The organism is Pseudomonas marincola (assembly GCF_900116605.1).
Classification (GTDB): domain Bacteria; phylum Pseudomonadota; class Gammaproteobacteria; order Pseudomonadales; family Pseudomonadaceae; genus Aquipseudomonas; species Aquipseudomonas marincola.
The window spans coordinates 1-13,345 of sequence record NZ_FPBC01000018.1 but is presented as its reverse complement, the minus strand read 5'-3'; the positions used below and the strand labels follow the sequence as shown (position 1 = coordinate 13,345).

Below are 13,345 nucleotides of genomic sequence, written 5' to 3'. Positions count from 1 at the left end.
TCGATGATTACATGCGGTAAGTGCTTTTGGTCATCACTTTGGACAACAAGGACATGCCCAGCTTTATCGGCGCAGGAAAGCGCAAGCCACCGGCCTCAATTGCGCTTGAGGCGTGATGTTCTTCATCTTCACGCATCTGTTCAAGAATGGCGCGAGACTTCTCGTCTGTGGCGGGAATTTGTTGCAGGTGATCATCGAGGTGTTTCACCACCTGATTTTCTGTGGCAGCAACAAATCCCAAGCTGACTTTGTCACTGACCAGGCCTGCAAATGCGCCGATGCCAAACGATAAACCGTAAAACAACGGATTGAGTACGCTTGGGTGACTGCCTAGTTGGCGGATTCGCTGTTCACACCACGCCAGATGATCAATTTCCTCATCGGCGGCCTGCTCCATGGCTTCACGCACATGTGGCAGTTTGGCGGTTAATGCCTGGCCTTGATACAACGCCTGAGCACACACCTCACCGGTGTGATTGATGCGCATCAGCCCGGCAATATGCTGGGTTTGCTCGGCATCAAGCTCTGCCTCGGGCTGCACGATGGCGGGTGAAGGTCGGCTTGGCTGGCCACTGAATGGCAACAACGTGCGCAGCGCCGTATCTGCTTGCAGCAGCAGGCGGTCGACTGGGGAGTAGTGACGCATTTGGGCCATGAGAATATCTCCGACGAAAACAACAGCGCACAGTTTACTCTAAACCCGCGCGTCAGGTTTGATCGAGATCAGCGCCTGCCCGTGAGTGGGCGTGGTCCTTGTTGAGCAATCAGCCCGGTGGCCAGGTCATTTGACGCTTGCCGAGCACGTGCATATGAATGTGGTAAACCGTTTGGCCACCGTGCTCTTCGCAGTTCATTACAACCCTGAAGCCCGCTTCGCACCCTGACTCTTTTGCCAAATGTTGAGCCGTCAGGAGAATATGCCCGGCGAGCTCTTTATCATCTGCGGTCAGATGATTGAGCGTGCTGATATGCTTTTTCGGGATAACCAGAAAGTGCACTGGCGCTTGCGGGCTAATATCGTTGAAGGCGAGTATCTGATCGTCTTCATAAATCTTTTGCGCAGGGATGTCACCGCTGACAATCTTGCAGAACAGACAGTCCATAAAAACCTCCCGGGCTGTTAGGAACTTGGGTTTAAACCGTCGTGCAGATCGCACGTGCGAGCCACCGCCAGCTAAGGATTTCAGCTTGAGAAACGATATTCATGACCTTGGTTTAGTTCTGGATTCCAAGGTCAAACTGATCTTGATCGAGTCATGGGATGAGCGTCGCGTCCTTGAAACCCTTACCAGTCTAGCCGTCAGGCGCGCGCTGAGTATTGTGCTTTGGTCCGTTACCGAGGGTTTACAGCGTCTTGGCTTTGGCACGGACGGCGCTGATCAGCACAACAGTACAGAGCCGGAAGCGGCGCTGCGGCTGATCAAGGCCGATGTGCAGCCAACCCTTTATGTGATGTGCGATCTGCATCCCTTTCTCAGCGATAACCCCAAGTTGGTGCGCTTGCTCAAAGAAATAGCCATGAGCGAGGACGCGCATAAACCCACGCTGGTGCTGGTTTCACATGCCTGTAAGTTACCCGCTGAAGTGCAGCGTTATGCCGCCAGATTTGCTTTGGCCTTGCCTTCGGAAGATGAGTTGCTGGCGATCGTGCGAGAGGAGGCGGCGAGCTGGAGCGAGCGCAACCGTAATGTGCGGGTGCGCACCGACAATAAAACCTTGCAGCAGGTGGTGAAGAATCTGCGCGGTATGAGCCATGCCGAGGCGCGCGTGCTGGCGCGAAATGTGATTTGCGATGACGGCGCGATTACGCAGGAAGACTTGCCCGAACTGAACAAGACCAAATTCAAACTGCTCGATCTCGATGGTGTATTGAGTTTCGAGTATGAAACCGCACGCTTTGCCGAAGTGGGCGGTCTGAGCAATCTGAAGAGTTGGCTGGCAGCCCGGCAAAGCGCATTTTTGAGCGCCTCGGCCACCGATTTACCCAAGGGCATTATGCTGCTCGGTGTGCAAGGCAGCGGTAAAAGCCTCGCCGCCAAAGCTGTCGCGGGTATGTGGGGCATGCCGCTACTGCGCCTGGATATTGCTGCGCTGTACAACAAGTTCTTTGGCGAGACCGAGCGTAATCTGCGCGATGCCTTGAAGCTTGCCGAGCAAATGTCGCCCTGCGTTCTGTGGGTCGATGAAATCGAGAAGGGGCTGGCGACCGGCGATAACGATGGCGGTGTGAGCCAGCGGGTATTGGGCACTTTGCTGACATGGATGGCGGAGCGCACGGCACCGGTATTTATGGTGGCGACCGCCAATGCCATCGACCAGCTGGCGCCGGAGCTGATGCGTAAGGGCCGGTTTGACGAGGTGTTTTTTGTCGACCTGCCCAGCAGTGCGATACGCGAGCAGATTTTCAGCATCCATTTGCTGCGGCGCGAACTGGCCGCGGCTGATTTCGATTTGGTCGCATTGGCTGCGGCCAGCGCAGGGTTTTCCGGAGCCGAGATTGAGCAGGTGATTGTCAGTGCGCTGTATATGGCGCAAGCCCAGCAGCGCGCGGTCGATCAGGCGCTGCTGGTGCAGGCGATTCAGGCAACCGCGCCGCTTTCGGTGGTGATGGCCGAGCAGATCACGGCGCTGCGTGACTGGGCGCGTGGCAGAACGGTGAGCGCCGATGGTTGAACGGTCTCGCTAAGCGATCTTGCCCACGCGCTGGTTGATCTTCGCGCTGATCTTGCGCACCAGCCAACGTGGGGCAAAGCGCGGCGAGAGTGCCAGCAGTCGATTGCGCCAGCCCGGAATGATGATGGTCCGGCGCTTTGCCAGTGCCTTCACGGTAATCAGCGCCACTTCTTCGCAGCTCATCATCAACTTGCTGTTTTCAATGCCGCTGATATCCAGCTCTGCGCTGCGAAAGAATGCGCTTTTGGTCGGCCCGGGGCACAGCACTGAAACGCTGACGCCGTAGCGGCTGAGCTCTTCGCGCAAGCCTTCGGAAAAGTGCAGCACGTAAGCCTTGCTCGCGTAATAGTTGCTCATCCACGCGCCCGGCTGGAAGGCGGCGACTGATGCCACATTGAGTATCTGTCCGCTGCCCTGACCCGCCATGATGTTGCCAATGGAATGGCACAGGCGCGCCAGTGCCAGTACGTTGACCTCCAGTAATTGCTGCTCGCGGCGCCAGTCCTGAGCGACAAACGCGCCAGCTGTGCCGATGCCGGCATTGTTGACCAGTAGGTCGATGCGCAGGTTTTGCTCTTCCAGTTCGAATAGCAAACCGGTGACTTGTTGTGGCTCGCTCAGGTCGCAAACGCGAAACAGAACCTCGACCGAGAAACGCATGGCCAGCTCGCTGGCAATACTCTCAAGGGCGGGGCGTTTGCGGGCGACCAGAATCAAGTTGCGTCCGCGTCTTGCGAGCGCCTCGGCCAGTGCCAGGCCAATTCCACTGGATGCACCTGTAACAAGTGCGTACTGAGTCATGCTGTCTCCATGTTGCAGTTGGTTTAACCCTGTTCGGGGCGTCCCCCTCCAAATGGAGACAGTGCATAGCTTATCGATTAAGGCGCATAGGCGGAAAATAAAGTTGGCATGGCGATGGCAGCAATGATGCCGCTCAACGGTACCAGCAAGAACAAGCAGGCCAGCACTTTAACCGCGGTGCTGTTGGGCGGCGGCATCGGACCGTAGCGATTGGCGCCATTGGTTCCGGGCATTACCACCATCAGCAGGGCGAACACGCTGCCCACCACCGGCACAATATTGATCAGCAAGAGCCAGCCAGACCAGCCAATGTCATGCAGTCGCTGCACCCCTATCTGAATCGCGATCACGAACACGGCAATGGTCGCAAGTACAACCAACAGGCTGCCGAACAGATCGGATATGGCGTAGCCTGCCGCCGCAACACCCAGCAGCGGTGTGCTGGCAAGCAGCATGACCAGTGTCCAGGCCAGATAACGCAGACGGCCAATCCGGCCATTGGTGGTGAAGGCTTTGAGTTGGCCGAACTCGGGCATGTTGTCAGTAACGTTGGCCTTTGGCGGCGCGTAAGGCGAGGCGGGCGCTACTGCCGAGGCGTCACTACTCTGCGCCGGGGCGCTGTCGGTCAGGGTTGCCTGGCGGGCGATATACTTCTCGATGATGATGCCGCAGGCGCTGCACTCGTCCGCTTTGGGTTGAACGTGCTGGCATTTGGGGCAGGTCATTTGCTCGGCTGACTCGGCCGCCGCTGCAGGCGCGCCATGATCATCGGTTGCCATTAAACTGAGGCTTTCGCTGAGTTCAGGCTCTTTGCGGACCCTTGCACCGGCACGCTGCAAGGCGCTGATGTATTGATCAGCTTCGCTTTCGGCGAGATTACGTTTGATCGCGACATTCCTGCCGCTGAACAGGTCATTGATTTTACTGACGTCACTTTTAAACAGCCGGGCCAGGTTTCCCTTCACCGTATCCAACGCGGCGTCAGGCATAAGCTCGCCGCTGAAAACAATTTTATAACGGGCTTGATTCATAAGAGCATCCTTCTCTGCGGCAGAACTCTATTGATGTGATTGCTTGATGCTAAACCAGCGGTAATGGCACCGCTGGTTTGTAACGCTGGACGGTTGTCGGCAGCCGATAAAATGTAGCAGATTGCCATCAACTCAAGTCGTTAGTTTCAGTGCGAAGCCTTGAGTGCCTGAGCATGGTTGAGCGCGGCCTGATATTCACGGTCCAGTCGTGCAATCAATTCTGCCGTGTCGGGAACATCGCTGATTTCGCCAACGCCCTGACCAGCAGACCAGACGGTTTTCCAGGCTTTTGCTTCATCGCTGATGGGTTTGAGTTTCTCCCCGTAATTGATCTCACCCTTGTTCTGCAATTGGTTAAGGTCAAAACCTGCCTGCTCAAGGCTTTGGCGCATAAAACTGGCAGGTACGCCGGACACCGCCGGGGTATGGATGATGTCTGCCGCTTTGGCGCCGAGAATCATTTGCTTGTATTCAGGCTGCGCGTCACTTTCGGTGGTCGCAATAAAGCGGGTGCCCATGTAGGCCAGATCGGCGCCGAGCAACTGTGCAGCGAGGATTTCGTGGCCATGATTGAGGCAGCCCGAAAGCAACAGGGTTTTATCGAAGAACTGGCGAATCTCGGCGATCAGCGAAAACGGGCTCCAGGTCCCGGCATGCCCGCCCGCACCGGCAGCAACGGCAATCAATCCATCAACGCCGGCCTCGGCAGCCTTCTCGGCGTGACGGCGCGTGGTGACATCGTGGAAAACTAAGCCGCCATATTCATGCACGGCATCTACCAGCTCTTTGACCGCGCCCAGGCTGGTGATCACGATGGGCACCTGGTGTTCGATGCAAATGGCCAGGTCAGCCTGCAGCCGTGGGTTGCTCTTGTGCACGATCAGGTTGACCGCATAAGGCGCGCTGTCTGGGGTAAGGCCCGCTTCTATTTGCTCAAGCCATTGCTTGAAGCCGGAGCTTTCGCGCTGATTGAGTGCGGGGAAGCTGCCAACGACACCATTTTTGCAGCAGGCAAGCACCAGGTCCGGGTTCGACACCAGAAACATCGGCGCTGCGACCAGAGGCAGACGGAGTTTGTTTTCGAGCAAGGCGGGCAAAGTCATAAAGTTTCCTTCAATGTCTGTGAATAGTTGCTCTTTGGCGGCGGTTAATGAACGCGAAGCGGTCTAGAAGGGTTTCACCACAACCAGGATTACCACACCGAGCAGCACCAGAACCGGCGCTTCATTGAACCACCGGTAAAAAACATGGGTGCGCTGATTTTCGCCACGCGCGAAACGCTTCATTTGTGCGCCACACATGAAGTGATAGATCACTAGTAACACGACCAGGCTCAGTTTGGCGTGCATCCAGCCCTGACTAAAGTAGAAACCGGGATTGAGGCTGATGAGGCCGATGCCCAGCAGCACGGTTGCGATCATCGAAGGGGTCATGATGCCGCGATACAGCTTGCGCTCCATGGTGCAGAAACGGTCGCGGCTGATCTGGTCGTCGCTCATGGCGTGATAGACGAACAGGCGTGGCAAATAAAACAGTCCGGCAAACCAGCAGACCAGCGCAATAATGTGCAGAGCTTTGAGCCACAAATAGAGCATTGGGTAACACCTTGGCAAATAGATAGGCAGATAGTAGAGGCCTGTACAGCATCCGTCATCAATGGCGGTTGGCCCGCGGCGGCTGCGGCCTTATCATCAGCATCTTTTCAGCGCTATCGTAAGGGGCAAGCAATGATCAAGGTTGGGATTGTAGGTGGAACCGGATACACCGGCGTCGAGCTGTTACGTCTGTTGGCGCAGCACCCGCAGGCCCAGGTTGAAGTCATTACTTCGCGCTCCGAAGCCGGTATGCGAGTGGACGAGATGTACCCGAACTTGCGCGGCCATTATCCAACGCTTGCGTTCAGTGTGCCGGACGTCGCCACGCTGGGCGCCTGTGATGTGGTGTTCTTCGCAACCCCGCATGGCGTAGCGCACGCACTGGCTGCCGACTTGCTGGCGACCGGCACCAAGGTTATCGACCTGTCTGCCGATTTCCGTCTGGCCGATGCCGATGAGTGGGCCAAGTGGTACGGCCAACCACATGGCGCTCCTGAGCTTTTGGGTGAGGCGGTTTACGGCCTGCCGGAAGTCAATCGTGACGCGATCAAGCAAGCTCGTTTGATTGCCGTGCCTGGCTGCTACCCGACGGCGGCTCAGTTGGGTTTGCTGCCGCTGCTTGAAGCAGGGCTTGCTGATACCGATCGGTTGATTGCTGACTGCAAATCCGGCGTCAGCGGCGCCGGGCGTGGCGCCAGTGTTGGCTCGCTGTTCAGCGAGGCGGGCGAAAGCATGAAGGCTTACGGTGTCAAAGGTCACCGTCACTTGCCGGAAATTCGTCAGGGCCTGCGCCGCGCTGCGGGGCATGAGGTTGGTTTGACATTCGTACCGCACCTTACGCCGATGATTCGCGGTATTCACGCGACGCTGTACGCAACCGTGGTCGACCGTTCGGTAGATCTGCAGGCGCTGTACGAAAAGCGTTATGCCAATGAGCCTTTTGTGGATGTGATGCCAGCTGGCAGCCATCCGGAAACACGCAGCGTGCGTGGCGCCAACGTTTGCCGCATCGCCGTGCATCGTCCGCAAGATGGCGACTTGGTGGTGATCTTGTCGGTCATCGACAATCTGGTCAAAGGCGCTTCTGGTCAAGCCGTGCAGAACATGAACATTCTGTTTGGTCTGGAAGAGAATGCCGGCCTTGCGCATGCGGCCATGTTGCCCTGATGGCAGGCTGGGAGGTTCATCCGCGTGGCGCCCGTCGTACCGGGCGCTTGCGCGTTGCGCTAACGGTTGCGCTGCTGGCGATTCCGGCTGCATTCATGGTCGGCGCCTATTGGCATGACGAGCAAATGCAGACCCTGAACGATCAGGTAAAACCGCTGCAAGCACGGGTTGCCCAGCAAGACGCCGAGATCGAGCAGTTGAAGCAGAGCCTGGCCAGAGCGGCCAGTGGCGAAACGGTTGCGCTGCAGGCCAATGAGCAAAGTCGCTTGTCGATAAAGCTTCTTGAAGAGCAGATTTTCAAACTGCAGCAGGATTTGGCTTCCTATAAAGGAGTGCTGGCGCCCAATAGTCGTCAAGACGGCTTGCGAATTGGCACTTTTGAGCTGCAGTCCACGGAAAAGCCACGCAATTATCGCTACAAGATACTCCTCAGTCGGGTGGGTAAGGATGACAAACCCTTAAGCGGCCAACTGCGGATTACGGTTGAGGGCAAGCAGGCTGGCAAGTCAGCCAAGCTTGAACTGTCCGAGCTGACGACAGAGGCGGCGGGGCAGTTCGATGGCAAGTCGTTGCCCTTCACCTTCAAACACTTTAAGTCAATTCCCGAGGCAGGACGCTTCGCCGAGTTGGAGATACCTGAAGGCTTCGTGCCCGCTCAGGTTCGAGTGCGCGCCGAAGTCAAAGGTGAGAAACCTTTGGAACGCACATTCAAATGGATCGATTAAGAGTAAGTGGCCCACATGTGGAACAAAGAAAAGAAGAAGGTTGACGTGCAGCGATTTACTGGCAAAACCAGCCTCATAGCCGCGGGTGCATCGTTGTCTGGCGAAATGCGCTTTATGGGAGCTGTTCAGGTTGATGGTCGGGTAGAAGGGAATCTACTGACTACTGAGGGAATGATCCGCGTCAGTGTCGAAGGCAAGGTTGAAGGTGAGGTTCGCGCACCCCATATAGTTATTGACGGTGAAGTGATTGGCGATGTTTATGCCAGCGAGCATCTCGAGCTCGGCGCGCGTGCACGCGTATGCGGTAATCTCTATTATGGTCTGATGGAGATGGCAATGGGCGCCCAAATCGAAGGTAATCTTTGCCACCTGAAAGAACATGTAAAGCCGTTGGAATTACCCGAGAGCCTAGAAATCGCAGAATAGTTGACCGCATTTGTAGGGTAAGCGGATAATGCACGGCATCAATGCAGTATGGCGCCTGGCGCCGGGAGATAGTCAGCATGAGCGTCGAAACCTTCACCCCTACAGCAATGCTGTTTACCCAAGGTGCAGCGAGCAAGGTGAAGAGCCTGGTCGATGAGGAGGGAAATCCTCGTCTGAAGTTGCGCGTATTCGTTACAGGTGGCGGCTGCTCTGGTTTCCAGTATGGCTTCACCTTTGATGAAGAAGTCGCAGATGATGACACCATCATTGAACGCGAAGGCGTTAGCCTGGTAGTTGATCCGATGAGTTTTCAATACTTGGCAGGTGCCGAAGTGGATTATCAGGAAGGGTTGGAAGGCTCACGCTTTGTGATCAATAACCCGAATGCAACCACTACGTGCGGCTGCGGTTCTTCATTCTCGATCTGATTATGCTTGCTTGAGTCACACCAAAAACGCCGCGCTAATCAGTGCGGCGTTTTTGTATGTGGGGTAATAAGGCTCAGGCCGGGTGGATGGCGCCGAGTATCCGCAAGCCTTTGGCACCGGTAACGCTTGGGCGGTTTGCGGGTATGCCTTCCAGGCAGCAATGGGCGAGCCAGGCAAAGGCCATCGCCTCGACCCAGTCAGCAGGAACGCCGTGGGTATCGGTCGCGCAAACGCTGCAGTCTGGGAGCAAGGCTGCAAGGCGGTTCATCAGCGTGATGTTACGTGCGCCGCCGCCGCAAACCAGTAATTGTTCGGTTTTAGCCTGAGCGCTGAGCAAGGCTTTGGCGATGGTTTGAGCAGTCAGTTCAAGCAGCGTGGCTTGCACATCTTCAGGGCGAAAGGATGGCAGTCTGCTCAAGTGCTGATCTAGCCACTCGATATTGAACAGCTCACGGCCGGTGCTTTTGGGGCCTTGGGTGGCAAAGAAGCTGTCCTGCAAAAAGGCGTTGAGCAATTGCGCTTGCACCTGCCCTGTGGCCGCCCAGTTGCCGTCCTGATCGTAACAGGCGTTCTGATGTCGGCCAATCCAGGCGTCGAGCAAAACATTGCCGGGGCCGCAATCAAAGCCACGAACCTCGGCGTCAGGTGTCAGCAGCGTCAGGTTGCTGAAACCGCCAATGTTGAGAACTGCGCGCAACCCCCCCGCCGCATTGAACACCGCCTCATGAAAGGCCGGCACCAAAGGGGCGCCCTGACCGCCAGCGGCGACATCGCGCCGGCGAAAATCGCTGACCACGCAAATACCGGTCAATTCTGCAAGCAAAGGAGCGTTACTGATCTGAACTGTGAAGCCGCGTGCCGGTTCGTGGCGCACAGTCTGGCCGTGGCTGCCAATGGCGCGGATATCTTCAGGGTTCAGGTTCTGCTCGTGGAGTATTGCGTCAATGCCTTGCGCTGCAAGCTGCGCCCACTGTTGTTCGGCGAGTGCCGCTCTGGCCAGTTCATCCGGGCCGCTTGCGCACAGAGCAAGAATGTCTGCGCGCAGCTGAATCGGCATCGGGATGTAGTGGGTGGCAACTAAGCGAGTGGAATTGCCCTGTTCGATCAGGGCAATGTCCAGGCCGTCGAGGCTGGTGCCCGACATGACCCCGAAATAGCGGTGCATGAACTTAACGCTTGTTAAGCGCGAGCATGGTTTCGTGCTCTTTGTTCATCATCGCCATTAACGGTTGGCTGACCTTCATGAAACGTGCCTTCTCTTTTTTGGCAATCGGGTCTGCCATCGGCAGCTTTTGGCTGAGCGGGTCGACGTGTACACCGTTCACTTGGAACTCATAGTGCAGGTGTGGGCCGGTAGAGAGGCCGGTTGTGCCGATATAGCCGATGATTTGACCCTGCTTGACCGAGCCACCAGTGCGAATACCCTTGGCAAAACCCTGCATGTGGCCGTAAAGCGTGCGGTAGCGTTGGCCGTGCTGAATGATTACAGCATTACCGTAACCGCCACGACGACCCGCAAGGACGATCTTGCCATCGCCAGTCGCTTTGATCGGGGTGCCACGGGGTGCTGCGTAATCGACGCCTTTGTGGGCGCGGATCTTGTTCAGAATGGGATGGCGGCGACCGTTGGAAAAGCGCGAGCTGATGCGGGCGAAGTCAACTGGCGTGCGGATGAAGGCCTTGCGCATGCTGCCGCCATCGGCTGTGTAATAGGTGGTGTTGCCTTGCTGGTTGGTATAACGAACAGCTGTGTAGGTTTTGCCGCGGTTTTTAAAGCGTGCCGAGAGGATATGTCCGGTGCCGACTTTCTTGCCGTCTACCACCTTGTTCTCGTAAATCACTTCAAACTCATCGCCCTTGCGGATATCCATTGCGAAGTCGATGTCGTAGCCGAAAATATTCGCCAGTTCCATGGTCAGGTTGTGTGAAAGGCCGCCGCGACGGGCTGAGGCAAACAGCGAGTCGGTGATTACACCGTGGGCATAGGCAGACTGGACTTCCGGCTTGAGCATATCGCGCTTGAAGGCGTAGCCGTCCGTGCTCTTTTCCATGCGGATGGTTTCGAGTTGGCTTACCTGGCACTCGATGCTTTCGAGTTGGCCGTCTTCGGTCAGTTTGAAATCAAGGGTCTGGCCTACTTTCAGCTTGGCGAAACGTTTGGCGTTTTTATCGCTTTGCAGCACGTCATGCAGCGTGCTGTTTGGAAGACCAACTTTTTCGAAGATGGTCGAGAGCGTATCGCCACTCGCAACGGTGATGGATTTTTGCGTGGGGTCTTCAGGCGGCTCTGGAGAGATTTCCTTGAGGGCGACTTCTTTTGCGTCTGCTGAATCGCCTTCTATCTGCGCGAAAGGTGAGGCGAGGATTGGGGCCTCAAGCTTCTCCGGAAGGTCTTCATTATTAAGCAGTTGTTCTGTTGGGGCGTCTAGCTCAAGGCCCAGGTAGGTCTTCTTGGCTTCTACTTCACGTGTGGGGAACACTAACAAGGCGAGGCTCAGCACAGCGGCGACACCGCTGGCAGCCAAAATGTGGGTTTTGGGGTACAGGGGTGGCGCCGTGCTTATTTTATGGGTCATATGGCTACTTTTGACTTTGAAGAGATGAAAAGAAAAATATGGAAAAGATGAATTACATGATGAATATGCACTAACTGTATAAAATATAACCAAAATGCCTGTGAGGCAACCCTGTTACAGTGCTATCACGCCGCAGACTGACTAGCTGTTGGCAAAACTTGTTATTTGTCCGTTATCTTGTATCGTTGGTTCCCTTTCGTTTTGAGTGATTAAGAGTCCTGCCATGAAGTCGGTTGAAGAGCAGCTGGCGCTGATAAAGCGCGGCGCAGAAGAGGTTTTGGTTGAGTCCGAGCTGGTCGAAAAGCTCAAGCGCGGTCAGCCGTTGCGCATTAAAGCGGGCTTCGACCCAACGGCGCCTGATCTGCACCTGGGGCATACGGTGCTTATTAATAAGCTGCGTCAATTCCAGGAGTTGGGTCATCAGGTGATCTTCCTGATCGGTGACTTCACTGGCATGATCGGCGACCCAAGCGGTAAGAGCGCTACACGCCCTCCATTAACGCGCGAGCAGGTCTTGGCCAACGCTGAGACATATAAGGCGCAGGTGTTCAAGATTCTGGATCCGGCCAAGACCGAGGTTGCCTTCAACTCCACCTGGATGGAGACGCTCACGCCTGCCGACTTCATCAAGCTGGCGTCGCAATACACCGTTGCGCGCATGCTTGAGCGTGATGACTTCAATAAGCGCTACACCACCAATCAGCCGATTGCGATTCACGAGTTCCTCTACCCGCTGGTGCAGGGTTATGACTCTGTGGCGTTGCAGGCCGATGTCGAGTTGGGCGGTACCGATCAGAAGTTCAACCTGCTGATGGGGCGTGAATTGCAACGCTCTTACGGCCAGTCTTCACAGTGCATCGTGACCATGCCGTTGCTTGAAGGTCTGGACGGTGTGAAGAAGATGTCCAAGTCGCTGGGCAACTACATCGGCATTCAGGAAGCACCGGGCACTATCTATAACAAGCTGGTATCGATGCCTGACTCGTTGATGTGGCGTTACTTTGAGCTGCTCAGCTTCCGTTCAATGGATGAAATCAATCAGTTCAAGCTGGATGTCGAAAACGGTGCGAATCCGCGCGACATCAAAATCAAGCTGGCAGAAGAAATCGTTGCACGTTTCCACGGAGAAGAGGCGGCTGCTAATGCTCATCGCTCTGCGGGTAACCGCATGAAAGATGGCGAGCTGCCGGAAGATCTTCCTGAGGTCGAATTGGCTGCGAGCGAAGACATGCCGATTGCCGCTCTCCTTAATAAGGCAGGTCTGGTAAAGAACGCGGCAGTAGCGCGTGACTTGTTGGGTTCTGGCGGTGTGCGTGTTGATGGTCAGGTTGTAGATCGCTCCTTCCTGTTCAAGCTGGGCGCAACTCATGTCTGCCAGGCTGGTAAGAAGTCGTTTGCACGGATTAGCCTGAAAGCCGAATAAAACCCTTGACGGCAAAACTGAGGTGCCTATAATGCGCACCTCTTCCGGCGTCGACCTCTCGGAAAACTTCTTAGAAAACAAGAAGTTAGCTTGAAAAGAGGGGTTGCAAAACAGCGAAAGCTGTGTAGAATGCGTCGGGCTCTGAAAGGTGGTTTTAAAGCCTTTTAGAGTGATCGCTACGGTGATCGAAAGCGGTAGAAAACGAGGTGTTGACAGCGAGTTTGAACGCTGTAGAATGCGCCTCCCGCTGACGAGAAGCTGGTTTGATCGGAAGCGCAAGTGGTTGAGTAGATTGAAGAAATTCTTCGAAAAACAGCTTGACAGAACATGAGGCTGCTGTAGAATGCGCGCCTCGGTTGAGACGAAAGACTTAACCAACCGCTCTTTAACAACTGAATCAAGCAATTCGTGTGGGTGCTTGTGAGGTAAGACTGATAGTCAACAGATTATCAGCATCACAAAGCAACACTCGTTAATTCGAGAGTTACCTTACATTAATT

At 55.6% G+C, this 13,345-nt stretch carries 14 protein-coding genes; 6 read left to right on the top strand and 8 right to left on the bottom strand.

Annotation, left to right across the window (positions count from 1 at the left end; translation table 11 throughout):
* Positions 1 to 7: 7 nt before the first annotated feature.
* Both coq7 and BM395_RS20910 read right to left on the bottom strand, forming a co-directional pair.
* Complete coding sequence (gene coq7, locus BM395_RS20915; RefSeq protein ID WP_069902628.1) at positions 8 to 655, bottom strand: 2-polyprenyl-3-methyl-6-methoxy-1,4-benzoquinone monooxygenase; 648 nt, start codon at positions 653 to 655, stop codon at positions 8 to 10.
* A gap of 109 nt (positions 656 to 764) precedes the next feature.
* On the bottom strand, positions 765 to 1,103 hold the full coding sequence (locus BM395_RS20910; protein ID WP_090515392.1) for a histidine triad nucleotide-binding protein: 339 nt from the start codon (positions 1,101 to 1,103) through the stop codon (positions 765 to 767).
* A gap of 85 nt (positions 1,104 to 1,188) precedes the next feature.
* On the opposite strand from BM395_RS20910, the gene BM395_RS20905 reads away from it, so the two are divergent.
* Complete coding sequence (locus BM395_RS20905) at positions 1,189 to 2,673, top strand: AAA family ATPase (protein WP_170860634.1); 1,485 nt, start codon at positions 1,189 to 1,191, stop codon at positions 2,671 to 2,673.
* A gap of 9 nt (positions 2,674 to 2,682) precedes the next feature.
* On the opposite strand, the gene BM395_RS20900 is transcribed toward BM395_RS20905, so the two are convergent.
* The 4 genes from BM395_RS20900 to hemJ form a co-directional block, all read right to left on the bottom strand.
* Positions 2,683 to 3,474 carry an SDR family NAD(P)-dependent oxidoreductase gene (locus tag BM395_RS20900; protein WP_069902631.1) on the bottom strand — a complete coding sequence of 264 codons (792 nt, stop codon included), beginning with the start codon at positions 3,472 to 3,474 and terminating at the stop codon, positions 2,683 to 2,685.
* 77 nt (positions 3,475 to 3,551) lie between these two features.
* Positions 3,552 to 4,505: a DUF805 domain-containing protein gene (locus BM395_RS20895; RefSeq protein WP_090515387.1), complete on the bottom strand. Its 954-nt coding sequence runs from the start codon at positions 4,503 to 4,505 to the stop codon at positions 3,552 to 3,554.
* 146 nt (positions 4,506 to 4,651) lie between these two features.
* A complete protein-coding gene (locus BM395_RS20890; RefSeq protein WP_090515385.1) occupies positions 4,652 to 5,608 on the bottom strand; it encodes an NAD(P)H-dependent flavin oxidoreductase in 957 nt (318 codons plus the stop codon).
* A 63-nt stretch (positions 5,609 to 5,671) separates the two neighbouring features.
* A complete protein-coding gene (gene hemJ / locus BM395_RS20885; protein ID WP_090515383.1) occupies positions 5,672 to 6,100 on the bottom strand; it encodes a protoporphyrinogen oxidase HemJ in 429 nt (142 codons plus the stop codon).
* Positions 6,101 to 6,232: 132 nt separating this feature from the next.
* Here hemJ and argC point away from each other — a divergent pair, with 132 nt between their 5' ends.
* From argC to erpA, 4 genes are all read left to right on the top strand, one after another.
* Entirely contained in the window at positions 6,233 to 7,267 is a 1,035-nt protein-coding gene (gene argC, locus BM395_RS20880; protein WP_090515381.1) for an N-acetyl-gamma-glutamyl-phosphate reductase, read from the top strand.
* Positions 7,267 to 7,992 carry a DUF6776 family protein gene (locus tag BM395_RS20875; protein ID WP_244529025.1) on the top strand — a complete coding sequence of 242 codons (726 nt, stop codon included), beginning with the start codon at positions 7,267 to 7,269 and terminating at the stop codon, positions 7,990 to 7,992. Before argC ends, BM395_RS20875 begins: the two co-directional genes overlap by 1 nt.
* Positions 7,993 to 8,007: 15 nt before the next feature.
* On the top strand, positions 8,008 to 8,418 hold the full coding sequence (locus BM395_RS20870; RefSeq protein ID WP_069902637.1) for a bactofilin family protein: 411 nt from the start codon (positions 8,008 to 8,010) through the stop codon (positions 8,416 to 8,418).
* Between the two features lie 77 nt (positions 8,419 to 8,495).
* Positions 8,496 to 8,846 (top strand): iron-sulfur cluster insertion protein ErpA, encoded by a 351-nt coding sequence (gene erpA / locus BM395_RS20865; protein ID WP_069902671.1) that lies wholly within the window; start codon positions 8,496 to 8,498, stop codon positions 8,844 to 8,846.
* A gap of 73 nt (positions 8,847 to 8,919) precedes the next feature.
* On the opposite strand, the gene BM395_RS20860 is transcribed toward erpA, so the two are convergent.
* Both BM395_RS20860 and BM395_RS20855 read right to left on the bottom strand, forming a co-directional pair.
* Positions 8,920 to 10,011: an anhydro-N-acetylmuramic acid kinase gene (locus BM395_RS20860; RefSeq protein ID WP_090515379.1), complete on the bottom strand. Its 1,092-nt coding sequence runs from the start codon at positions 10,009 to 10,011 to the stop codon at positions 8,920 to 8,922.
* A 4-nt stretch (positions 10,012 to 10,015) separates the two neighbouring features.
* Positions 10,016 to 11,422, bottom strand: coding sequence for a peptidoglycan DD-metalloendopeptidase family protein (locus BM395_RS20855; protein ID WP_090515377.1), 1,407 nt, complete (start codon positions 11,420 to 11,422; stop codon positions 10,016 to 10,018).
* Positions 11,423 to 11,645: 223 nt separating this feature from the next.
* Here BM395_RS20855 and tyrS point away from each other — a divergent pair, with 223 nt between their 5' ends.
* Positions 11,646 to 12,845, top strand: coding sequence for a tyrosine--tRNA ligase (tyrS, locus tag BM395_RS20850; protein ID WP_069902640.1), 1,200 nt, complete (start codon positions 11,646 to 11,648; stop codon positions 12,843 to 12,845).
* Positions 12,846 to 13,345 lie beyond the last annotated feature (500 nt).

Bases quoted from the DNA above. Each gene is read 5' to 3' on its own strand.
- coq7 (WP_069902628.1), bottom strand. From the start codon at position 655: ATGGCCCAAATGCGTCACTACTCCCCAGTCGACCGCCTGCTGCTGCAA.
- BM395_RS20910 (WP_090515392.1), bottom strand. From the start codon at position 1,103: ATGGACTGTCTGTTCTGCAAGATTGTCAGCGGTGACATCCCTGCGCAA.
- BM395_RS20900 (WP_069902631.1), bottom strand. From the start codon at position 3,474: ATGACTCAGTACGCACTTGTTACAGGTGCATCCAGTGGAATTGGCCTG.
- BM395_RS20895 (WP_090515387.1), bottom strand. From the start codon at position 4,505: ATGAATCAAGCCCGTTATAAAATTGTTTTCAGCGGCGAGCTTATGCCT.
- BM395_RS20890 (WP_090515385.1), bottom strand. From the start codon at position 5,608: ATGACTTTGCCCGCCTTGCTCGAAAACAAACTCCGTCTGCCTCTGGTC.
- hemJ (WP_090515383.1), bottom strand. From the start codon at position 6,100: ATGCTCTATTTGTGGCTCAAAGCTCTGCACATTATTGCGCTGGTCTGC.
- argC (WP_090515381.1), top strand. From the start codon at position 6,233: ATGATCAAGGTTGGGATTGTAGGTGGAACCGGATACACCGGCGTCGAG.
- BM395_RS20875 (WP_244529025.1), top strand. From the start codon at position 7,267: ATGGCAGGCTGGGAGGTTCATCCGCGTGGCGCCCGTCGTACCGGGCGC.
- BM395_RS20870 (WP_069902637.1), top strand. From the start codon at position 8,008: ATGTGGAACAAAGAAAAGAAGAAGGTTGACGTGCAGCGATTTACTGGC.
- erpA (WP_069902671.1), top strand. From the start codon at position 8,496: ATGAGCGTCGAAACCTTCACCCCTACAGCAATGCTGTTTACCCAAGGT.
- BM395_RS20860 (WP_090515379.1), bottom strand. From the start codon at position 10,011: ATGCACCGCTATTTCGGGGTCATGTCGGGCACCAGCCTCGACGGCCTG.
- BM395_RS20855 (WP_090515377.1), bottom strand. From the start codon at position 11,422: ATGACCCATAAAATAAGCACGGCGCCACCCCTGTACCCCAAAACCCAC.
- tyrS (WP_069902640.1), top strand. From the start codon at position 11,646: ATGAAGTCGGTTGAAGAGCAGCTGGCGCTGATAAAGCGCGGCGCAGAA.